Origin of the sequence: Rhizobium phaseoli, from assembly GCF_003985125.1 — a bacterium.
Classification (GTDB): domain Bacteria; phylum Pseudomonadota; class Alphaproteobacteria; order Rhizobiales; family Rhizobiaceae; genus Rhizobium; species Rhizobium phaseoli.
The window spans coordinates 319,664-339,778 of the sequence record NZ_ML133569.1 but is presented as its reverse complement, the minus strand read 5'-3'; the positions used below and the strand labels follow the sequence as shown (position 1 = coordinate 339,778).

The following is a 20,115-nucleotide window of genomic DNA, read 5'->3' as shown; positions in this document are numbered from 1 at the left end:
TCAGCCGATGCGCTTGCCCTCGGCATCGAGCACCTTCTCGCCATCTTCCTTGGTGAAGGCGCCCTTGTGCGTCTCCGGCAGAATTTCCAGGACCAGTTCGGAGGGCCGTGACAGCCGTGTGCCGAGCGGAGTGATGACGAAGGGCCGGTTGATCAGGATCGGTTGGGCGAGCATGGCGTCGATCAACTGGTCGTCGCTCAGACCGGGATTGCCGAGCCCGAGTTCGGCGTAGGGTGTGTCCTTCTCGCGCAGGGCCTGGCGCACGGTCAGGCCGGCATCGGCGATCATTTTGATCAGCTCCGCCCGTGACGGGGGCGTGTTGACGTATTCGATGATATCAGGCTCGATGCCGGCATTGCGGATCATCGCCAGCGTGTTGCGCGACGTGCCGCAAGCGGGATTGTGGTAGATGGTGACGTTCATAGCTTCGCCTCGGAGGGTAAGATTGACGATGTCTCGGCTGGCTGCAGCAGCCAATTGAACAGCACGAGGGCTGCGACCGCGCCAGATATTTCGGCAATCCAGAAGCCCGGAAGGTCGACCGGGCGGATGCCGGAGAAAGTGTCGCTCAGGGAGCGGGCGAAGGCCACGGCCGGATTGGCAAACGAGGTCGAGGCAGTGAACCAGTAGGCGGCAGTGATGTAGAGTCCCACCAGCCATGGAACGGCCCTCTGCTCGAAGCGGATGCCGGCGAGAATGACAGCGACGAGGCCGAAGGTCGCAATCGCCTCGGAAAACCATTGTGCGCCGCCGGTGCGGATCTTGCTCGACAATTCCAGCAGCGGCAGGTTGAACATCAGATGGGCTGAGATCGTCCCGGCCACGCCGCCGGCAAACTGCGCCAGCACATAGAAGCCAAGGTCGCGTTTCGGCAGCGAGCCCGACATGGTGAAAATCAACGAGACGGCCGGGTTGAAATGGGCGCCTGAAATCGGCCCCAGCACGGTGATCAGCACGACCAGGATCGCGCCGGTCGCCAGCGTATTGCCGAGCAGGGCGACGCCGACATCCGCAGTCAGCGATGTCGCCATGATGCCCGAGCCGACCACGGTTGCAACCAGCATGACGGTGCCGAGCGCCTCCGAGACCAGTCGCCGCGATAGATCGTATGAGGCCATCAGCCGGTTCCTACCGGTTTTGCCGTCGTGCCTTCCATCGCGCCGATCTGGCGCAGATGCGATTCCAGCGCCAGCTTGTCGATCGAGGCCAAGGGCAAGCTGAGGAAGGCCATGATCCTGTTTTTCAGGAAACGGGCGGCCTGCGCGAAGGCGCGGCCCTTCGCGACGTCGCTGCCCTCGACGGTGGCCGGATCCTCGACGCCCCAATGAGCGGTCATCGGGTGGCCGATCCAGACAGGGCAGGCTTCGCCGTGGGCGGTGTCGCAGACGGTGAAGATGAAATCCATCTCCGGTGCATCGGGCTCGGCAAACTCGTCCCAGCTCTTCGAGCGAAAGCCGGTTGCGGGATAACCTAGCGCCTGCAGCTCCTTCAGCGCCAGCGGGTTCACTTCGCCTCTCGGCTGGCTGCCGGCGGAATAGGCCTTGAACCGGCCCTTGCCCTCCGTCTCAAGGATCGACTCCGCCAGGATCGAGCGCGATGAATTGGCAGTGCAGAGAAAGAGCACATTGTAAACGCGATCTGTCGTCATTGCAGTTCCTCCTTGGTTGCAGGTGCGCAGCATGCGGCAACGGCGGCGGCGGGCGCGCAGATCTCGGCGTTCCCTCCGCAGCAATCCTCCGTCAGGAAGCGGATCAGTCCGCCAAGCGCATCGTAATTGGCGGTATAGATGATCGAGCGGGATTCACGCTGCTGGGTGATCAGCCCGGCCCGTTCCAGCTCCTTCAGATGGAAAGACACGTTCGACGGCGACACCTCCGCCTTTTCGGCGATGGAGCCTGCCGCCATTCCGTCAGGACCAGAGACGACAAGCATGCGAATGATGTGGAGGCGCGTTTCCTGTGAAAGCGCGCCGAATGCGGCGAGGGCTTGACGTTGATCCATATTTCAATAATCCTTGAATCGTTGAAACGAGGATTAGCGCAGATGAATGCCATCGACAACAATAAAATTCAGGCGGAGGAGATCAGCCTCGGCCTGCTGCTTGATGCGCTCTCCGGCAACAAGAACGCGCCGCTGGTTTTCGATTATGACGGTCGGCCGATGAAGCCGGGCTATCATATCACCGAGGTCAAGGCGGGCCAATTCTCCGCCCTTGATTGCGGCGGCAATCCCGAGGCTTGGACGGAAATCTTCATCCAGCTCTGGGATATCGAGCAGGGTGAGCGCACGCATCTGCCGGCCGGCAAATTCCATGCGATCATTCGCAAGGTGACGGAGCATGTGCAGCTCGACGGATCCGCCAAACTTACTTTCGAAGTCAGCGACGGTGTGCGGCCGATGCAGCTTTATTGCGCGGCAAGGCCGATTTTGCGTGGCGGGGCCGTGCATGTCGAGCTTTTGCCGCGGCCGGCAAGCTGCAAGCCGCGCGACCGCTGGTTGGCCGAGGAGACCAAAAAGGCTGCTGCCTGCTGCGGTCCGTCAGCCGCGGGGAGCGTTTGCTGCCTGTAAAGACCCGGGGTTCAGGGCGGCGATAGGATCGTAGCGCCAGCGGTTTAATGCGACAATTGTCGGCGAGCCCGTTCGAGGCAGAGAACGCTCCACGCCTGATTTCTTAATCATATCTGCAAGAATTCCACGGTGGGTCTATCTGGATGCTTCGTCGTCCCTCGCCGATTAATGATTAGTCAAATCAATTGATGTATCAGTTTGAGCCGGGGATGGATTTTACATTAAAGGTTTACCATGGCGTTTTTGGGTATTTCGGGGATGCAATATTCCGGAGAGATGTTTGCCGGCGCGCGTATTATTGTCGCCGAAGATTCAAACGTATTCACCTCGATGATCAGCAAACGCCTCAAGGAGTTGTTCGACATTAATGTCGAGATCTGCCGCAACTTCGAGGATTTGCAATTTTCCTACGATAAATCTCCCGATCCGATCACGCTGGCGATCTCGAACATCAATCTGCCCGGCGCCGAAAACGGCGAGGCGCTGGAATATCTGGTCGATCTCTCCATTCCGACCATCGTCTTTACCGGCACCTTCCATGAAAGCATGCGCGACAAGCTGATGGCCAAGGATATCGTCGACTATATCCTCAAGGACAATATCTTCGCTGTCGATCTGCTGGCGGAGTCGATCTGCCGGTTCCTGACCAATCATCGCCACCATGTGCTGATCGTTGACGATAGCGCCACGGCGCGCGCCCTGCTGTCGAGCCGGCTGAAACGCTATAATTTCCGCGTCAGCGTCGCCGAGAGCGGCGGCAAGGCGTTGGAGATCCTGAAAGCCAACCGGGATATCGGCCTGATGATCACCGACTACAACATGCCCGACATTGACGGCTTCGAGCTGACACGGCGCATCCGCGCCAATATCGGCTCGCATGAGTTGCGCATCATCGGCGTTTCCTCCTCATCGAACCGGTTGCTTTCGGCGCGGTTCCTCAAAGCCGGCGGCAACGATTTCATGCTGCGCCCCTTCATCGACGAGGAGTTCTACTGCCGCGTCAATCAGAATCTCGATACGCTTTTGCAAATCCAGTCGATGCGCAAGGAGCGGGCGGTTGCCTGACGGCTCTCCCAGCTTGAGCATTGCCAGCGAGGCGGGGATGCCGGTCGGGGACCGGCATCGAATTTTTGCAATTACAAGTAACAGCATCATTTGTCCCCTTCACGAGCACAGGCCGCTCGGTTATCGTCCGCCCCGCCGGGGGAAGGGCCGAGTCGAGCCCGTGGGGCGCAGGGGAGAATAGCGGCTGTGGCTTTTCAAGCGGATTTTCAGCGGGATGGAATCGGGCTGCGCTCCGGCGGGCTGAAGATACTTCTGGTTGAAGATTCCCGAATGTTTTCCGCCGTGCTCTGTCACCGGTTCCAGACGGAACTTGGGCTTGCCGTCAAATCCTGCTCGTCGCTGAAAGCGCTTCGCAGGGAGCTTGCCGAAGATGGTCACGGCTACACCATGGCCGTCGTCGATCTCAACCTGCCGGATTCGCCCTATGGCGAGGCGCTCGACTGTACGATCGAGCACGATATTCCGGCAATCGTCTTTACCGCCACATTCGATCTCAACACGCGCAACAGGATCATGGAGCGCAATGTCATCGACTACGTGCTGAAGGACAATGAGTTCGCGCTCGACAATCTGGTCGCTACCGTCCGCCGGGCGATCTCCAACCGCAAGACGCGGGTGCTCGTCGTCGACGATGTCATCTCGGCGCGCCAGGTTCTCGTCGACCTTCTCAAGGCACAGCAATATCTCGTCGTCGAGGCAAGCTCGGGACTTGAGGCGCTAGCCGCTCTCGAAGCCTATGGCGACATCGAGCTCGTCGTCACCGATCACCATATGCCCGATATGAGCGGTTACGAGCTGACGCGGCGCATCCGACATCGCTTCGGCTCGGACAGGCTGCGTGTCATCGGCGTGTCTTCGTCCAACGACCGCATGCTTTCCGCCAGTTTCCTCAAAGCCGGCGCCAGCGACTTCCTCTACCGGCCCTTTGTCGCCGAGGAGCTGCAATGCCGCATTGCCAACAATGCCGAGACGCTGGCGCAGATGCGGCAGCTGAGGGCGGCGGCGGCGTGCGACTACCTGACCGGTCTCTATAACCGTCGCTATTTCTATGACAATGGCCCGAAGCTGGTGAATGAATGTCTGCGGCTGAAGGTGCCGAGTTCGGTCGCCATCCTCGATATCGACCATTTCAAGCGCCTGAACGATACCTACGGTCACGAGATCGGTGACAAGGTGCTGAAGGCGGTCGCAAACCGGCTGTTTACGATCTTCGAGGGCAGCGACAATCTTCTCTCCCGGCTTGGCGGCGAAGAATTCGCCATCCTCTTTCCGCAGATGGATTCGGCTGCCGCGACCAAGCTTTGCGACGAGATCCGCTCGGATATTTCGCGGTTGAAGGTCACCGCCGACGACGAGGAGCTCGGCGTCACGATTTCTATCGGCATCGCCGAGATCGGCGGCTACGAGACCTTCGAGAATTACCTGAACGCCGCCGACCAGTTCCTCTACATGGCCAAACACCGGGGCCGCAACCAGGTCTATTCCGACGCCAGGATGACGGAAGAAGCGGCGCAGTAGAGTGGCCTGTCGCCACTGGGCATCATCCTCGGCCTTGTGCACAAGATCTGCTGCCCAATCAACCTGTGGTTAGATGCTCGGCACAAGGCCGAGCATGACGAAAGGAATGGTCAGCTCCTTGTGTTGCGGCCACCTCAGGCGGCAACGGCTTGACGAGCGGTCGCCATGGTCATCTTGCGCTCGGCGCGCTCCTGCTGCGGCGAGCGATGGTAGAGTTCGCGATAACACTTGGAGAAATGCGAGGCCGAGACGAAGCCGCAGGCGACGGCGACTTCGACGACGGGCATCGAAGACTGCACCAGCAGGTGACGGGCGCGGTCGAGGCGGATTTCCAGATAGTAGCGAGCCGGCGAACGGCCCATCTCCTGGCGGAACAGCCGCTCGATCTGGCGCCGCGAAAGGCCGGCGCCATCGGCGATCTCGATCAGCGACAGCGGCTCGGCGAGATTGCCTTCCATCAACTCGATGATCGACAGCACCTTGGCGTTCTGCACGCCGAGGCGGGCGCGCAGCGGCAAGCGCTGGCGGTCATGCGGGTTGCGCACGCGGTCGGTCAGGTGCTGTTCGCAGATGCGATTGACCAGGCTTTCGCCGAAATCCTCGCCGACGAGGTTCAGCATCATGTCGAGCGAGGCGGTGCCGCCGGCGCAGGTATAGAGGTTGCCGTCGATTTCGTAGAGATCGGCATAGACCTCTGCCTGCGGGAAGGCTTCGGAGAAGCCCGGCAGGTTTTCCCAATGGATGGCGCAGCGCTTGCCGTTGAGCAGGCCGGCCTGGGCCAGCACATGCGCGCCCGTACAGAGGCTGCCGACGGCAACGCCGCGATTGTAGCATTCGCGCAGCCAGGCATTGACCGATTTGTTGTTGAACTGCTCGACATCGATGCCGGAACAGACGAGCACCATGCCCGGCCGGTTTTCGCCACCGAGATGGCGGCGCTCCTCGGCGAGCGAGGAATTGGCCTCGACGCCGATGCCGCAAGAAGAATAGACTTTTTCCCCGTCGAGCGAGGCGAGCCGCCAGGTATAGGCCTGGTAGCCGAGCATGCGATTGGCGATGCGCAACGTGTCCACGGCCGCCGAAAAGGGCAGCATGGTGAATTGCGGTACCATAAAGAAGACCAGTGAACGCTTCTTGATCTGCATCCTGTTCATTGCAAAAATCCATGCTCGAGGGGCGATGACATATTCGTTGCGCGGAATGCGTCGCGCCGATGTCCTGAAAGCGACACTGGCATGGAAAAATGCGGCCGGGAAGAGCAAATATGCGACATTGACCGCGATTTGACCGGTCAATTCGCAGGTGAGCGTGCAAATAGGGTGGAGAAGAGGCGCACAGGCAGCTGAATTTGAGGGGCTGAAGAGCATTGGAAACGCCAGGGCGGACACGAAAAAGGCGGCGTTGCAAGACGCAGACGCCGCCCTCATCTCAGGAGGAATGTCGCATTCATTACATGGTCCGGTGTTTGCTGTCGTCGGTGCTCGGCCAGCCGATATCCTTGCGGACGTCAAACGGCATGGCTTCGATTTCGCGGGCGGTCTGCCAGCGGGTCCAGGCGAGCACAAGCTTGTGGGCATAATATGCCAGATCGAAGCGGCCTTCGCTGGAGGTGAGGGTCTTGCCACCACCCCGATAGGTGAGCGTGGTCATTTTCGGTTCCTTTCTTGAGCCGGGACATGGTCGCGATGGGAGGTTCGTCCATGTCCATGCTGCTAATATGGGCCTCGCGAACCCATCATTCAAACGAATAGGGTTTATGGATAACATCAATGATTTTGAATGATCGCAGCGCAGTCAAGGCGTGGCTTCGTGGCGAAAAGCATGACCCATGGACAAAGGATTCGTGGGCGCGGCTGGAGCGGATAGCGGCAAGACCGCTGAGAAGGACCTGGTGGCATGGGGCGATGGGATGGACGGGATTTGTGGCAAGCGATCACCGCATCAGTATTCGTTTCTGTCACGACTCCTTCGGTCGTCGACCAGTTTCTCCCGATAGATGTCTCCTTGCCTTGCTTTGGCTCGCCACGGCCGCGCCTTCTGGAGTGGAATGTCATAGGCGGCATCGTTACGATCCAACGTCGCCATGGCGAAGTCAGGTTTGGGCAGCGCCGCACATCGCGCGGCCCAGTCTCCGTCCGGTCCAATCACTCCGGCAGGTCCCTTATGGGCTTTCTGTACGGGGGTAGCTGCGATGATCCAAATGCAGTTCAAGCCTGCATGGGCTCGCAAGGCGATCTGGAAGTAAGGCGCAATTCCGTATGAGGAGAACAGAACGCCATCGACGCCCAATCGCTCATATTCGCGGAAAACCTCCTCGAACTGAGATTCGATGCAGATCGCGCAGCCAAATCGATAGCTGTCCACCTCGAAGATGATCGGGTGGGTTCCAGGTGTGTACCAGCCGCCCAGTTCCGAATTCGACAGAAACCTCTTGTCGTATCTGGTGATCAGAGCGCCTCTTTCTGAGAGGACATAGAGACTGTTGTGGGGAGGATGACCATTGGAGAGCCGATGTGCTCCGCCGACAACCGCGAAAATGCGAAGTTTCCCGCAAAGCTCAGCGATGGCACGCAGCTCGGCATCTTGAGCCGCCCAATCATAGGTCTGCCAATCATCCTGCGCCATGATCTGGAATTTTCCATATCCGGAAAGCGCGCCTTCGCAGAGATTGATAAGTCGCACGCCTTGAGCCGCCGCGCTCGAGATCAGCTTTCGTATCGCCCTTCCGTTCTCGGCGATATCAGCCGAAACGAACGTCTGCGCCGCAGCTACCTTCAGCATGGAGTCCTCTTCCTCAATTCTCGACTCACATTGTTCACCGAATTGAAGCTCCATGAAAACTGTTACCGGATTATCTAGCAGGTGCCACGGGTCAGCTTCGACACGTCGGAACGCGAATCGCATACCGCACCGCACCCGGTCATCTCAAACATCGAGCGCTTGGCCTTCTTGCGACAAGTGATACAGTTGAATTTCGGTCGTCCACCTGGACGATGCGAAAGAGGATTTTTCATGGGAGACCAGAAGCGCCCGCTGCAGCCTGGAGATTCCGCGCCCGCGTTCGCGCTGGCCACGGCCAACTTCGACGGAACGGTCTCGCTCGCCGACTTGAGCGGTCGCCCGTTTTTGATCGGCTTCTTTCGCGGGCTGCACTGCCCGTTCTGTCGGCGCCAGGTGGAACAGCTTGCCAGCGTGCAGCCAACCCTGCGCGCCGCCGGGGTGGAGACTGTGGCCGTTATCAATACGCCGGTGGAACGCGCCCGCCTTTATTTCCGCCATCGGCCGACGCCGGTAACGCTTCTTTGCGATCCCGACTGCCACACACATCGAGCCTACGGCGTGCCGCATGGCGAGTTCCTGCCCGATGGGAGCAGCGAACAGCCCGAATGGCCATATGGTGCAGCGATGGCGCAATTCCAAGCGGCACGCATCAACCCAACGGGCGAGCTGCCAGAACCGCTACACCCGATGGAAGCCAACACGATCCTCAATGCCAAGGACCGCTTCGAGCTTGATGAAGCCGATAGCGCAATATTCGAGAACCACGCTACCCAGCTCGTCGGGCACTTCCTGGTCGATGCGAACGGCACCATCGGCTGGGTACAAATCGAAGCGCTCGACGGGCCGAACAGCCTCTGCATCTTCCCGACCGCGGCAGAAATCATCGCCGCCGCTGGCAGCCTCGGACGCTGACCTGCAGCGACGAATATCTCGATGCGTCAGCTTGGGGATTTATGTCGCAATAGTGCGGCGAGTCGTGGTCACGGCATGCAGGGGCGGGACTGTGTCGTTTGCGAGGACTGATCGCACGCGCCGAGCGCTGGACATTGATGCACTTCCTTAGCCCGCATGTTCTTGGTGCCAACTCTCGAACTCATCGACAGTTCGAACCCCATGATCCATAACGGCCTCATAGACGAGCGTGCTCGAAATCGTACCTTTCGTCTGCAGTCGCTCGGCCAGGGCTTTTTTGATCCGCAGGATCGTTTCGCGGTCCTGATCGTTCATGCGCGGCATCAGTGTCTTCAGGTGCGCGAGATCGGGTTGCCGGTCCGGCTGGTCTACCAGCCAGATATCGACGGTCCACATCGACTGGTTCCGCGCCCGAACCGATAGCCAGAGATAAAGCCCATCGGGATATTTGTCCGGCTCGGTGTTCCATTCACCAGTGTCATTTCGAAAACGGACCGCGACGACGCTCTCGGCCATCTGCATAAGACGAGCGCCGATGCCCGCGAATGCTTCGAGCGTGCGAGCATCCAGCCTGGGACATGACACCGTTATGTCGATGTCTCGTCGAACCATCAGCCCCATGGCCGAACTGCCCACACGGGTAGGGTTCCCGATAGCCCCCAGGAGTTCGTCAAGGTGTAGCTGCCGGACGATTTCGTCGGCTTCGGACTGCAGCTGTCGTTGGGCTTCCAAGAGGTCCGACATACTTTTTTTCTCCAGACGCTTCATGAGGTTGTCGGCGCATCGTCCGCTCTGGCTTCCTGCGACGGTTGCATCAGTTTCCGAGAGGGAGCGACGCTTTACGTGGTCGTGCAAAACCGTTCAATCGCCGCTGCCAGGTCGTCGTATTTTTCGACAATCATATCCGCGCCGGATCGCAATAAGCTTTCACCATGCTCTTCAGAGCAATGGTTGCCAGCAATAAAACCGATGACACGCATGCCAGCCGCTTTGCCTGCAATGACGCCATTTGCGCTGTCTTCGACAACGATGCAATCGTGCGGGAGCACGTTAAACGCCATGGCTGCATGGAGAAGGAGGTCCGGCGCAGGCTTTCCTTTTGCGACCAGATCAGCTGAGAAAATATGAGGGTCGAATAGATCGATCAGTCCGACATGCTGCAATTTCCAGCGCAATCTGGCGGCGGGGGTACTGGATGCTACGCACCGCAATGTGGCGATTTTGCTTATCGCCTGCCGTGCGAACGGTATTTCCGCCAAATCGGCTTCCAATCTCAATGTCGATATGTGGTCGATTTGAGCATAAAAACCGCGTGGGAGAGGAGTTCCGGTTTTCGCCTCCACGCTATCCTGAAGCTTCGCTTCCCACATAGCGGGAGAAAGCCCCATGAACGACTGCATGTAGGCTTTCCGTTCAAAACCGGCGCCTATGGATTGCAGAAATTCGAGTTCGGCAGTGAGATAAATCTCTTCGCTATTCACAAGGACGCCATCGCAGTCGAAAATAGTCAGTTTCATCGGGCGCACCTTGGCAATCTATCAAAGCGGATATCCAGGTTGGCATCTCGATTGCGCGATGGAAAGCCCTGCTGCTTTTCTTTGGTCAGGAAGTCAACGTGGTGAGCGTTTCCGCTGAGTGAGCGAAGTATTCAGGTGCCGGTGAGGCGTCTCCGTGGGATTATGGGAGGCGGGGGTCGAAGTTTCACAAATAATTTCAAGTGTCTGCCCTGCCGCCGGCAACACCCCTTGGTTCGCTGATCAGGCTAGGTTTCGAGATGCGGCAAGACGCATTGGAACCATGTGCTCTCCACGCCGTTGCGGTCAGGTACTGACAATGGCGCAAAGGAGGAAACGATGATTTCCGCAGATCAGATTCGCGAACATATGGAAGTGCTGACTGCCGATGGCACGCATGTCGGGACGGTGGATCATCTCGACGGTCCGACCCGCATCAAGCTGACGAAGACCGATTCAGAGGATGGCAAGCACCATCTCATTCCGCTTGACTGGGTCGACCACGTCGACGCCCACGTTCATCTGTCGAAGAACGCCAGGGACGTCCGCAGCCAGTGGGCCACCATCAATTGACGGGCAATCGGCTGCGGCTTCGGCCGCAGCCTGCTCGCGGCAAGGGAAGCCACATGTCCGGGCGATTGAAAAAAGGCGATGAAGTGAGCTGGGATACCAGCCAGGGAAAGACCGAGGGCAAGGTGGTCAGGAAGCAGACCAGCCCGACCAAAATCAAGGGTCACAAGGTCAAGGCGTCGGCGGCGGATCCGCAATATATCGTCGAAAGCGATAAATCGGGGAAGCGCGCGGCGCACAGGCCCGACGAACTCAGCAAACGTTGAGGGCCTCACCAAAGCAGAAGGAGATTTCCATATGCCAGCCAAGTCCAAGGCCCAGCAGAAGGCGGCAGGCGCCGCACTCTCGGCCAAGCGCGGCGAGACGCCGAAAAAAGAGCTGAAGGGCGCCTCGAAGCAGATGGTCGAGTCCATGAGCGAAAAACAGCTTGAAGAATTCGCCTCGACCAAGAGAAAGGGCAAACCTGAGCACGCCGCCAAATAGGACGGCGTCCGGACTATCACGTCGTCGTCGATTGCATAGAGAAGCCCGCGACATCGTGGACGGACAGTGCGTCCAGAATTGCCCGGCTCGACGCCTCACGGTCCTTTGCCATCCATCGGAGCTCGAAGGTCACGCCTGATCGGCCGTCGCTCGTCGGCCCGTATGAAACAAACAGGGCACGGCATCCCAAGGGGTTCAGCACCCCCGATAAGTCGGGTACATCGATTTCGGAGCTGTGGATGACGAGTGTTGCCTTGCGTTCGCAGGTCAAACAAGTGTCCAGCCGCTTCATCGGCGACAGGACGATGAAGGCCACAGCCGTCGCCACCGTTCCGGTGACAATCTGGCCGCCGCCGAAGCAGAGGCCGACCACCGTCATGAACCACAGGGTCGCCGCCGTGGTGACGCCGGTCATCATATCGCCGCGCCTGAGGATCGCTCCGCCGCCGAGGAAACCAACGCCCGTGAGGACGCCGAGAGGGAAGCGCAGTACGTCCATCTGCGTGAAGTAGCTAAAGGTTTTTCCGTAGGTCGACAGGAGAAGGTTTGCCTGGACCATTGCCAGACAGGCGGCAAGCGCTACGAGGATCGTGGTCCTGAAGCCCGCCGAATGGCCGCCGCGCTCGCGATCGAGGCCGATAAGGCCGCCGGCGATCACCGTCAGTGCGATCCGCGCGGCGATATCCCACCAGCTCGGTGTCAGCGGCATGCTGTCCGTCAGGAACGAAGGCATGTTTTGCTCCGGTCCTTGTCGCAGTTATCTCGCCGTTCGCAGGGCATTCGATCCTCCTCAACGCTATGCGGCGATAAACGCTGTGCGGGGCAGGACGTTCCCGAGGTCGTGACCGGGAAAGCCGCTGCCGATGGGCAAGATTGGCGTTCGTGCGCGGTCGGTATATGTATGGTCTCGATGAATATAGGGCGCAGCCGCCCGTCAGTGATTGGCGCGCACTGCGCCTGACATGGAGTTTTGATTGGCCGTTGCCTTCACCAAGGAAGAGAGTTTCGAAACCGCGTCGGAAACCCTGTTGCCCGACCGCCCGGTTTCGCCGCATCCGAATCTCGTTACGGAAGCGGGACTGAAGGCTCTCGAACTGCAATTCCAGCAGGCGCGCGAGGCCTATGATGCGGCGAATACCATTGAAGATGTGAATGAACGGCGGCGGCATGCTGCCAATCCATTGCGTGATCTTCGCTACTTAGCGGCAAGACTTCGCACTGCCCAGGTGATGCCTAACCCTACGTCAGTCGACGTGGTTGCCTTCGGCAGCACGGTAACCTTCCGCCGTGACGACGGGCGCGTGCAAACGTATCGGATCGTCGGAGAGGACGAGGCCGATCCCAAGGCCGGATCGATTTCCTACGTCTCGCCGGTGGCCCGGCTTTTGATGGGCAAGGCCGCCGGGGACGCCGTGGAGTCGGGCGGCCAGGAGCTGGAGATCATCGCCATCGCATAGGGACGATGCTGGAAGCGGCCATGGGAAGCGGAACCCACCGTTTTCATGGTCAGCGCAATTTCGAGTTCTGCATCTAAACGGCTTATGTCTGATCGCTCCAGATATCAGGCGCGATCAAAGGCCCGGGGAATCGGTTTTCGATCTGTCTTTTTCGAGATTGCGCCCAGCTACGTTGATGACTTCGCGCGTCAGCTCCGCCAGCCGATCGGCGGCAAATCGGTTTATCTGCCAGAATAGGGGAACATCAAGGGGGGTGTCCGGCACCAGCTCCACCAGCCGCCCCGATGCAAGATGCTCACGGGTCAGCTGAGTCGGATTCATTCCCCAACCCATGCCTGACAGGCTCGCCTCGACGAAACTTTGCGGCGAGGGGAGCCAATGGGTGGGATAATCGAGATCGCGTCCGAAGGTTTGGCGGACCCACGTGCTCTGCAGCCTGTCTTTCTGGCTGAAGGTCAGAGCCGGGGCGTTGCGGATCGTCGCGGCGGTCACACCCTGCGGAAAGTTGCGGGCGACGAAATCGGGCGTTGCCGTCGCATGATAGCGCAGAACGCCGAGCGCGAAACGCCGGCATCCCCTTATCGGCTTTTCCAGGCTGGTGACGGCCGCGATCACCCGCCCGCGCTGCAGCCATTCGGCGGTGTGATCCTGATCGTCGACGGCGATATTCAACAGATAGGAAGAGCTTTTGGCGAAGTTCGACATGGCTTCCACGAACCAGGTGCCGAGACTGTCGGCATTGGTGGCGATCTGGAGCGTCACCCTTGGGCGCGGTTCGCCGGGATCAACGGGCGCGGGCAGATGGCCGAAGAGCTCGGCTTCGAGCATGCCGACATTTTCCATATGACGGCACAACCATTCTCCCTTTTCGGTTGCCGTGCACGGCGTGCCTCTAACGACGAGCACGACGCCGAGACGCTCCTCAAGCTGCTTGACGCGCTGCGAAACGGCCGAAGGGGTGACATTCAGCACGGTCGCGGCGCGTTCGAAGCTGCCTGTCTGGACGACGGTGGCGACGGCACGGAGGGCGGGGTAGTCAAGCATGGATTAGCGCTGCTTAATTGAGGTTAGGCAGATTAATTAGCCTAATTCTCTTCGCCGCGATAGCGAAGTCTCGTCGAAGCGAAAGGCGTTTGCAGAAGCGATGAATTTATCAATCTATTTCACGGGCCTGATGATGGGCCTCAGCCTCATTGTCGCGATCGGCGCTCAGAACGCCTTCATCCTCCGCCAGGGCTTGCGCAACGAGCATGTCTTTGCCGTCTGCCTCGCATGCGCGCTGTCCGACGCCGCGCTGATCGTGCTCGGGGTGACCAGCCTGCAGCAGATCGCCAGCCTCATGCCCTGGCTCGACCCTGTCATGCGTTACGGAGGAGCGGCGTTTCTCGCCTGGTATGGCGCAAAAAGCCTCTATTCTGCCGTGCGGTCGAACGCCGCCCTGGCGGCGGCCGAGGCCAAAACGGCAAGCTTCAGGCAGACGCTTGCGACCTGCCTTGCGCTCACTTGGCTCAATCCGCATGTGTATCTCGACACGGTTGTGCTGCTCGGCACGATCTCGACGCGTTATTTCGGGCAGCAGGCTTCTTTTGCCGCAGGCGCCGTGACCGGCTCCTTCCTGTTCTTCTTCTCCCTCGGATATGGCGCGACATGGCTGCGGCCGATCTTCTTGAAGCCCTCGTCCTGGCGGATGCTGGAAACGCTGGTCGCTGCGACCATGTGGATCATCGCCTTCAAGCTCGTCGGCGGAATGTGATGGCTGTTCGACGGACCGATCAGCCGGTTTACGACATCTCGGCGGCAGGGTCTTCATCCGATGACGCGAACCTCAGGAATTGTTCCTGCGCGCGGCTGGGCATCCAGTTGAGACGCAGCGTGAGGCCGATCGGCGTGCCGCGCTGGTCGACCATCCAGGGATAGGCTGTGAGCTGCTTGATTGAGAGCGCGGATTGCCCCGGCAGCGGATGATTGCTGCCGGCAACGACGACAAGCGTATCGGTGAACGGGAAGCACTGCTCGACGTCTCCGATCGATCTCGCAGCAGACGGTTCGGTCAAGGGTGCGGGGACGATCAGAACGGCACGGAAGCTTTTTGATGGATTGCTGTTTCCCAATCTGCCGGTTTCGTCATCGGAGCAGACGATACGAAGAAATGCCTCGAGCCGCGCGTCAAGCGCGGCTCGGTGGCTCCACTACTCTCAGGACCTGCTTCGGTCGACCGGCCGTGCTCAGGCGGGGCAGCTCGATTTCACGCTGACAATCGGCCAGCAGGTGCGAGGGAAAACGCTTCAGCTCCCGCAGCGCCTGCTCATGATTGGCATCGCGGCGCCTGCGTGACTTGAATACGGAAAGGGCCTGTACGATATTCCAGGGGCTTGTTTGCGCCATGTCGGGCCTCCTTTGCTGATAAGTTTCCGACAGTCCGAATATGCGGTGCGATTGACATTCAATCAAACCAAATGATATGGGGTTATAAATCAGAAAAATTGAAAGATGCGACGATGAGCCTTCCCTTTCGCCGTCCCATTCCTTTGCTTGACAACGATGTGCTGCGCACTTTCGTTGCCATCGCCGAAACGGGCAATTTTTCCACCGCCGCGGAGGCTGTCTTCCGCACGCCGTCGGCAGTCTCCATGCAAATCAAGAAGCTCGAGGAACAGCTCGGCGCGACGCTGTTTTTGCGCGACGCCCGGTCAGTGACGCTGACGCGTCATGGCGAGATGCTGCTCTCCTACGCCCGCAACATCCTGGCGCTGTCGAACGAGGCGGTGTCCCGCTTTATCATGCCGGAGCTGACCGGTGTCGTCAGGCTTGGCGCCCCGGAGGATATCGGCGAGCGGCTGCTGCCGAGGATCCTGAAGAGCTTTGCCGAAAGCTACCCCGGCATCATGGTCGACGTGACGATCGACATGAGCGTCGGTCTGAAGAAGCGCATGGAGGAGCAGCGGCTCGACCTGGCGCTGATCAACTGCGCCACGCGGCCATTCCCGACCGGCGGCGAGGTGGTGTTCCGCGAGCGGCTGGTCTGGGCTGGCGCCCGCTGCGGTTCGGCGCATCGGCGCGATCCACTGCCGATCTCGATCTGGGAGGACGGCTGCATCTGGCGGCAGGAGGCGCTTGCGCAGCTCGAGCGCAACAAGCGGCCTTATCGCGTCGCCTATCTCAGCGGCCATACCATGGCGCAGCGTGCTGCCGTGCTTTCCGATCTCGCCATCGCGCCGCTGCCGCTTTCCTATGTCAGCGAGGACATGGCGATCCTCGGGCTGCAGGAAGGGCTGCCGGAACTCGGCTCCTTCGATATCCGGCTGCTGACCGCCGCGCAGGTGTCCGGCCCGATCGAGACGGTGGCCGATAGCATTCGCGGCGCTTTTGCCGAAAGAGCGAAGGCTGTCGCCGCCTGAGGATGTCCTTTAGCCGTTGAACCTTTTGTTCCCTTGTGCGTTATCGGCGCGAACGGCATAAAGTGCCGTTCGGGGTTGATTTCAAACAAGGATATTCAAAATGACGACGACGGCCAAAATTGCTGCAGCCTTCATGGTTCTTCTCGCGCTTTCCTCCTGCGGCAACACGATCCGCGGCATGGGAAAAGATACGGCGAACGCCGTCAACGCCACGCAGGATGCCGGCCGTTCGGTCGATCGCGCTGCGAAGAAGTGATCGGTCGGTATTGCCGGGCTGATAAGGCTGGCTGAGGCCTAAAACCGGACCACTCTGGCGAGTGGCCGGACCGGGCCGGACCGTCCTAATGGACGGCCGGGAGATCACCTTTCAGGTGACCGGGGGATATGCCTTTTCGAGGCCGCCGGATCGGCCGAGACCGATCCGGAAGGCTTGGTAGGCAGGATGCTGGCTTGAGCGGGCTGTTTCCATCAGCCGTATCTGCAGCCGATCCGGCGCCTGCGCACCGAGCCACAATCCAAGATTTTCAAGCTTCAGTGAATTCAGCAAGCGCGATTCTGCGGCAAGGTCGAGATGGCGTCGCAGACCGTCAAGCAGGTTATCGTCCTGCGCGGCGTTTTCCATGAGTAGAGCCAGATAGGATTTATCGGCTTCCGACAGCCCGGCGAGCTTTTCCGCGACGGTATCGCGGTCGGGGAAGGGAACGTTGGCTGTCATTCGAATCGTCCAGTCGTTGGTGCTATCTGCCGTTATAGGCTCGCTTTGACTTTCTCGGCTACATCGAGCGGCACCCATTTCATCCACAGGCTTTCGTAGTTGCGCAGGAAATAGATCGCGGCATCCTCATTGCTTTCGCGGTGTTCATCCTGCCAGGCAAGCACCTGATTGATCGTCTCATTGTCCCATTTGCGGCTCTTGAGATAGGCGGTGACGGGCTCGGCACGGCTGGCGAAGGACCTGGTCATCAGCGTGAAGGCGCGCGAGACCGGATAGGAGTTGAGTTGGGGCCTGGCACAGCCGGCGACCGCCGTGCAGCGGTCCCATTCGCTCTTGCTGTGTCCGACGCCGAAGCTCAGCCGCGTCATGTCATATTTGCCGAGAATGGCGGTCGGCGCCCAGTAATAGCCGAGCCAGCCGATCTTGTTGTCGAAGGCTCGGGCGATCGAGGCGTCGAGCCGTTCGGGGCTGCCGGTCTCGACAAGTTCGAAGCCCTTCTTGTCGGCGGCAAGGGCCTTGAAGAGGTTGGTGGTCGATATCTGGCAGCTCCAGTCGGCGGGACAGTTGTAAACTGCGCCCTTCGATGCATCATCTTCGGCAGGGAAGAGGTCGGGACGTCTCAATGCGTCTTCGACCGAGCGGATATCCGGATTGGCGTCGGCAATGAACTTCGGGATCCACCAGCCTTCAACGGCGCCATCGGCAAGGATTTCGGCGCCCTGCACCAGGCGGCCGGAGTTGACCGCCTGATCGAGCAAGGCCCTGACGGAGTTGATCCAGTATTCCGAGGCGATGTCGGGTGTGCCTTTCTCGTTCATCGAGGCGAAGGTTGGAAGGGTGTCGCCGTCGACGATGGTGACGGAGCAGCCATAGCCCTTTTCCAGAATGATCTTGTCGAAATTCGCCGCAATGCCGGCCGAGGCCCATTTCATCTCGGCGATCGAAACCCTGCCGCATTCGGCGGCCTCGACGGCCACAACGGTGGTAAAAAGAGCCGCGGCAAAGACGGCCGGAACCAAAAGCCTCTTCATCGTCATCCCCAAATTCTTCTTAGGTGGACGGGCTCTCGGATCTGAAAATCCGCCGGTAAGTTCCTCCGGCGCCTGAAAAGGAAATGCCTGCCTGGCGATGCCGCAACAGGCTTTCCGGTTCACGGGCGCCGTCGTCCTTGCGGCTCCAACAGCTCGTCGCAGGCTATAGTCAACAGTGGCGCATTTTGGTGAAGCCTACGCGCTCGCTCGTAGAAATCAACCGTCTTCTGCTCATGGTTGCATATCTAAATCATTGAATTCGAAGAATTTATGTCACAATCCCGAAAATGGCGGCCTTCAGCGAAAATACGCGCTGTCGGCGAGCGCCCGCGGGCCTTCCGCAGAAATCTTGGCGAGAATATCAAAAAAAGTCAAAATTAACATTTGCGTAAGCCTTCAATAACTCTCCGGTAAGAATGTGCAGCTATCAGTGGGGTCGTAGCGGCAACGACCGCTGCTTCTCCGGTTCAGGTAGTGCGTACCGGAGAAAGCGAGCTTCGCCGTGTAGGGGCGAAGACGCCTGAGTTTTCGGCAAACCGCGCAGAGCCACGGCCATGCGCGGTTTTCGCGTTTTGCCCGGGCAGATCACGCCTTGACCCAGGATCCGCGGCCATTGTAGGCCTCGCCTGAACGAAAGGCGGCCTCCATGGCAAGAGCGATCATGCTGCAGGGAACCGGCTCGGATGTCGGCAAGACGGTGCTGGTCGCCGGGCTCTGCCGGCTGGCGGCCAATCGCGGGCTCACCGTGCGGCCGTTCAAGCCGCAGAATATGTCGAACAATGCGGCGGTCGCCGACGATGGCGGCGAAATCGGCCGGGCGCAGTGGCTGCAGTCGCTTGCCGCCCGCACGCCGTCCTCGGTGCACATGAACCCGGTGCTTCTGAAGCCGCAATCGGAAAACGGCAGCCAGATCATCGTGCAGGGCAGGGTGTTCGGGCAGGCCAAAGGCCGGGATTACCAGCGGCTGAAGCCGCAGTTGCTCGGCGCAGTGCTCGCAAGCTTCGAGAAAGTGGCCGACGGCGCCGATCTCGTCATCGTCGAGGGGGCGGGATCGCCGGCCGAGATCAATCTGAGAGCTGGCGATATCGCCAATATGGGCTTTGCGACGCAGGCAGGCGTGCCGGTCGTGCTCGTCGGCGATATCGATCGCGGCGGTGTCATCGCCTCGCTGGTCGGCACGCATGCAATTCTGGCAGACGCCGATCGGGCGATGATCTCGGGCTATATCATCAACAAGTTTCGCGGCGACGTTTCGCTGTTCGATAACGGCATCCGCGCCATCGAAGGCTTCACCGGCTGGCCGTGCTTCGGCGTCGTGCCCTGGCTTTCAGGCGCCGCACGTCTGCCGGCCGAGGATTCCGTCGTGCTCGAACGTCTGGCAAAGGGTGGCGGGGGCGCGCTGAAGATCGCCGTGCCGCTATTACCGCGCATCGCCAATTTTGACGATCTCGACCCGTTGAGGGCGGAGCCGGATGTCGAGCTGGTCTTCGTGCGATCAGGCGAGCGGCTGCCTGCCGATGCGAGCCTGATCGTTCTTCCCGGCTCGAAATCGACGATATCGGATCTTGCCGACTTCAGGGCTCAGGGCTGGGACCGCGATCTCGAGATGCATGTCCGCCGCGGCGGCCGGGTGATTGGCATTTGCGGCGGCTATCAGATGCTCGGCCGCACCGTGCATGATCCGCTCGGTCTCGAGGGCGGGACGCTTGAGACGCCGGGGCTGGCGCTGCTCGACGTCGAGACCGAGATGGCGCCGGAGAAGACGGTGCGCAACAGCCATGCGCGCTCGACCGAATATGATGCACCGCTTGCCGGCTACCAGATCCACCTTGGCATGACGCGCGGCCCGGATTGCGGCCGGCCTTCGGCAATCGTCGACGGCGTGCCCGACGGGGCGCTCTCGGCCAATGGCCTGATTATGGGTACCTATCTCCACGGGCTGTTTGCCAGCGACGCCTACCGCACTCGGCTGCTTCAAAGCTTCGGACTGTCCGGCGAGCGAAGGAATTACCGCGAAAGCGTCGATAAGGCACTCGACGAGATCGCCGGAGAACTGGAACGTTACCTCGACCCGCGCTGGTTGGCCGGGCTGGTAGGTTAGGC

Annotated in this window: 27 protein-coding genes; 12 read left to right on the top strand and 15 right to left on the bottom strand. The window is 60.0% G+C overall.

Annotated features, from left to right (window positions below):
• From arsC to EFD56_RS11600, 4 genes are read right to left on the bottom strand one after another with little or no spacing between them, the layout of a single operon-like run.
• Positions 1 to 423 carry an arsenate reductase (glutaredoxin) gene (arsC, locus tag EFD56_RS11615; RefSeq protein WP_085742703.1) on the bottom strand — a complete coding sequence of 141 codons (423 nt, stop codon included), beginning with the start codon at positions 421 to 423 and terminating at the stop codon, positions 1 to 3.
• Positions 420 to 1,118 carry an MIP/aquaporin family protein gene (locus tag EFD56_RS11610; RefSeq protein ID WP_126905298.1) on the bottom strand — a complete coding sequence of 233 codons (699 nt, stop codon included), beginning with the start codon at positions 1,116 to 1,118 and terminating at the stop codon, positions 420 to 422. The genes arsC and EFD56_RS11610 overlap by 4 nt, the downstream gene beginning before the upstream one ends.
• Entirely contained in the window at positions 1,118 to 1,648 is a 531-nt protein-coding gene (locus EFD56_RS11605; RefSeq protein ID WP_126905297.1) for an arsenate reductase ArsC, read from the bottom strand. The genes EFD56_RS11610 and EFD56_RS11605 overlap by 1 nt, the downstream gene beginning before the upstream one ends.
• A complete protein-coding gene (locus EFD56_RS11600; RefSeq protein ID WP_126905296.1) occupies positions 1,645 to 2,001 on the bottom strand; it encodes an ArsR/SmtB family transcription factor in 357 nt (118 codons plus the stop codon). Before EFD56_RS11600 ends, EFD56_RS11605 begins: the two co-directional genes overlap by 4 nt.
• 42 nt (positions 2,002 to 2,043) lie before the next feature.
• Between EFD56_RS11600 and EFD56_RS11595 the strand changes: the two genes are divergently transcribed.
• The 3 genes from EFD56_RS11595 to EFD56_RS11585 all read left to right on the top strand — a co-directional run bounded on the left by EFD56_RS11595 (position 2,044) and on the right by EFD56_RS11585 (position 5,151).
• The gene (locus tag EFD56_RS11595; RefSeq protein WP_126905295.1) at positions 2,044 to 2,568 is read left to right on the top strand and encodes a DUF6428 family protein; all 525 of its coding nucleotides are present in this window, start codon (positions 2,044 to 2,046) and stop codon (positions 2,566 to 2,568) included.
• A gap of 234 nt (positions 2,569 to 2,802) precedes the next feature.
• The gene (locus EFD56_RS11590) at positions 2,803 to 3,633 is read left to right on the top strand and encodes a response regulator (RefSeq protein WP_064827781.1); all 831 of its coding nucleotides are present in this window, start codon (positions 2,803 to 2,805) and stop codon (positions 3,631 to 3,633) included.
• Between the two features lie 186 nt (positions 3,634 to 3,819).
• A complete protein-coding gene (locus EFD56_RS11585; protein WP_085742699.1) occupies positions 3,820 to 5,151 on the top strand; it encodes a diguanylate cyclase in 1,332 nt (443 codons plus the stop codon).
• A gap of 134 nt (positions 5,152 to 5,285) precedes the next feature.
• Here EFD56_RS11585 and EFD56_RS11580 read toward each other — a convergent pair whose 3' ends face one another.
• The 3 genes from EFD56_RS11580 to EFD56_RS11570 form a co-directional block, all read right to left on the bottom strand.
• Entirely contained in the window at positions 5,286 to 6,305 is a 1,020-nt protein-coding gene (locus tag EFD56_RS11580) for a GlxA family transcriptional regulator (RefSeq protein WP_003579912.1), read from the bottom strand.
• Between the two features lie 295 nt (positions 6,306 to 6,600).
• Positions 6,601 to 6,801, bottom strand: a complete 201-nt coding sequence (locus tag EFD56_RS11575; RefSeq protein ID WP_004680618.1) for a hypothetical protein — start codon at positions 6,799 to 6,801, stop codon at positions 6,601 to 6,603.
• A 291-nt stretch (positions 6,802 to 7,092) separates the two neighbouring features.
• Positions 7,093 to 7,929 (bottom strand): carbon-nitrogen hydrolase family protein, encoded by an 837-nt coding sequence (locus EFD56_RS11570; protein ID WP_225881600.1) that lies wholly within the window; start codon positions 7,927 to 7,929, stop codon positions 7,093 to 7,095.
• Between the two features lie 234 nt (positions 7,930 to 8,163).
• Between EFD56_RS11570 and EFD56_RS11565 the strand changes: the two genes are divergently transcribed.
• Positions 8,164 to 8,844, top strand: coding sequence for a redoxin domain-containing protein (locus EFD56_RS11565; RefSeq protein WP_064818426.1), 681 nt, complete (start codon positions 8,164 to 8,166; stop codon positions 8,842 to 8,844).
• A gap of 147 nt (positions 8,845 to 8,991) precedes the next feature.
• On the opposite strand, the gene EFD56_RS11560 is transcribed toward EFD56_RS11565, so the two are convergent.
• Together EFD56_RS11560 and EFD56_RS11555 are read right to left on the bottom strand one after the other, a co-directional pair.
• Positions 8,992 to 9,612: a hypothetical protein gene (locus EFD56_RS11560; protein WP_225881597.1), complete on the bottom strand. Its 621-nt coding sequence runs from the start codon at positions 9,610 to 9,612 to the stop codon at positions 8,992 to 8,994.
• A gap of 71 nt (positions 9,613 to 9,683) precedes the next feature.
• Positions 9,684 to 10,361 (bottom strand): HAD family hydrolase, encoded by a 678-nt coding sequence (locus EFD56_RS11555; protein ID WP_126905293.1) that lies wholly within the window; start codon positions 10,359 to 10,361, stop codon positions 9,684 to 9,686.
• A gap of 336 nt (positions 10,362 to 10,697) precedes the next feature.
• Between EFD56_RS11555 and EFD56_RS11550 the strand changes: the two genes are divergently transcribed.
• The 3 genes from EFD56_RS11550 to EFD56_RS11540 are packed head-to-tail and all read left to right on the top strand — an operon-like array spanning position 10,698 to position 11,411.
• Positions 10,698 to 10,931, top strand: a complete 234-nt coding sequence (locus EFD56_RS11550) for a DUF2171 domain-containing protein (RefSeq protein WP_003564293.1) — start codon at positions 10,698 to 10,700, stop codon at positions 10,929 to 10,931.
• 53 nt (positions 10,932 to 10,984) lie between these two features.
• On the top strand, positions 10,985 to 11,194 hold the full coding sequence (locus tag EFD56_RS11545; protein ID WP_010007546.1) for a hypervirulence associated TUDOR domain-containing protein: 210 nt from the start codon (positions 10,985 to 10,987) through the stop codon (positions 11,192 to 11,194).
• Positions 11,195 to 11,225: 31 nt separating this feature from the next.
• The gene (locus EFD56_RS11540; RefSeq protein WP_004680605.1) at positions 11,226 to 11,411 is read left to right on the top strand and encodes a DUF3008 family protein; all 186 of its coding nucleotides are present in this window, start codon (positions 11,226 to 11,228) and stop codon (positions 11,409 to 11,411) included.
• Positions 11,412 to 11,427: 16 nt separating this feature from the next.
• Here the strand turns inward: EFD56_RS11540 and EFD56_RS11535 are convergent, their stop codons facing one another.
• Positions 11,428 to 12,144 carry an MgtC/SapB family protein gene (locus EFD56_RS11535; RefSeq protein WP_126905292.1) on the bottom strand — a complete coding sequence of 239 codons (717 nt, stop codon included), beginning with the start codon at positions 12,142 to 12,144 and terminating at the stop codon, positions 11,428 to 11,430.
• A 241-nt stretch (positions 12,145 to 12,385) separates the two neighbouring features.
• On the opposite strand from EFD56_RS11535, the gene greA reads away from it, so the two are divergent.
• Positions 12,386 to 12,868 (top strand): transcription elongation factor GreA, encoded by a 483-nt coding sequence (gene greA, locus EFD56_RS11530; protein ID WP_004680600.1) that lies wholly within the window; start codon positions 12,386 to 12,388, stop codon positions 12,866 to 12,868.
• Between the two features lie 114 nt (positions 12,869 to 12,982).
• Here the strand turns inward: greA and EFD56_RS11525 are convergent, their stop codons facing one another.
• Positions 12,983 to 13,912, bottom strand: a complete 930-nt coding sequence (locus EFD56_RS11525; protein WP_126905291.1) for a LysR family transcriptional regulator ArgP — start codon at positions 13,910 to 13,912, stop codon at positions 12,983 to 12,985.
• A 100-nt stretch (positions 13,913 to 14,012) separates the two neighbouring features.
• Here EFD56_RS11525 and EFD56_RS11520 point away from each other — a divergent pair, with 100 nt between their 5' ends.
• The gene (locus EFD56_RS11520; RefSeq protein WP_037118887.1) at positions 14,013 to 14,621 is read left to right on the top strand and encodes a LysE/ArgO family amino acid transporter; all 609 of its coding nucleotides are present in this window, start codon (positions 14,013 to 14,015) and stop codon (positions 14,619 to 14,621) included.
• A gap of 28 nt (positions 14,622 to 14,649) precedes the next feature.
• On the opposite strand, the gene EFD56_RS11515 is transcribed toward EFD56_RS11520, so the two are convergent.
• Both EFD56_RS11515 and EFD56_RS11510 read right to left on the bottom strand, forming a co-directional pair.
• Positions 14,650 to 14,979, bottom strand: coding sequence for a type 2 periplasmic-binding domain-containing protein (locus EFD56_RS11515; RefSeq protein WP_342635133.1), 330 nt, complete (start codon positions 14,977 to 14,979; stop codon positions 14,650 to 14,652).
• A gap of 55 nt (positions 14,980 to 15,034) precedes the next feature.
• A complete protein-coding gene (locus tag EFD56_RS11510; protein ID WP_164736824.1) occupies positions 15,035 to 15,253 on the bottom strand; it encodes a hypothetical protein in 219 nt (72 codons plus the stop codon).
• Between the two features lie 71 nt (positions 15,254 to 15,324).
• Here EFD56_RS11510 and EFD56_RS11505 point away from each other — a divergent pair, with 71 nt between their 5' ends.
• A complete protein-coding gene (locus tag EFD56_RS11505) occupies positions 15,325 to 16,266 on the top strand; it encodes a LysR family transcriptional regulator (RefSeq protein ID WP_004680590.1) in 942 nt (313 codons plus the stop codon).
• 100 nt (positions 16,267 to 16,366) lie between these two features.
• Entirely contained in the window at positions 16,367 to 16,522 is a 156-nt protein-coding gene (locus EFD56_RS11500; protein ID WP_004680588.1) for an entericidin domain-containing protein, read from the top strand.
• A 111-nt stretch (positions 16,523 to 16,633) separates the two neighbouring features.
• Here EFD56_RS11500 and EFD56_RS11495 read toward each other — a convergent pair whose 3' ends face one another.
• Both EFD56_RS11495 and EFD56_RS11490 read right to left on the bottom strand, forming a co-directional pair.
• Complete coding sequence (locus tag EFD56_RS11495) at positions 16,634 to 16,981, bottom strand: hypothetical protein (RefSeq protein WP_126905289.1); 348 nt, start codon at positions 16,979 to 16,981, stop codon at positions 16,634 to 16,636.
• 32 nt (positions 16,982 to 17,013) lie between these two features.
• Positions 17,014 to 18,018, bottom strand: a complete 1,005-nt coding sequence (locus EFD56_RS11490) for a glycine betaine ABC transporter substrate-binding protein (protein WP_170967870.1) — start codon at positions 18,016 to 18,018, stop codon at positions 17,014 to 17,016.
• A gap of 640 nt (positions 18,019 to 18,658) precedes the next feature.
• Between EFD56_RS11490 and EFD56_RS11485 the strand changes: the two genes are divergently transcribed.
• Positions 18,659 to 20,113, top strand: coding sequence for a cobyric acid synthase (locus EFD56_RS11485; RefSeq protein WP_064822217.1), 1,455 nt, complete (start codon positions 18,659 to 18,661; stop codon positions 20,111 to 20,113).
• The last annotated feature ends 2 nt before the right edge of the window (positions 20,114 to 20,115 follow it).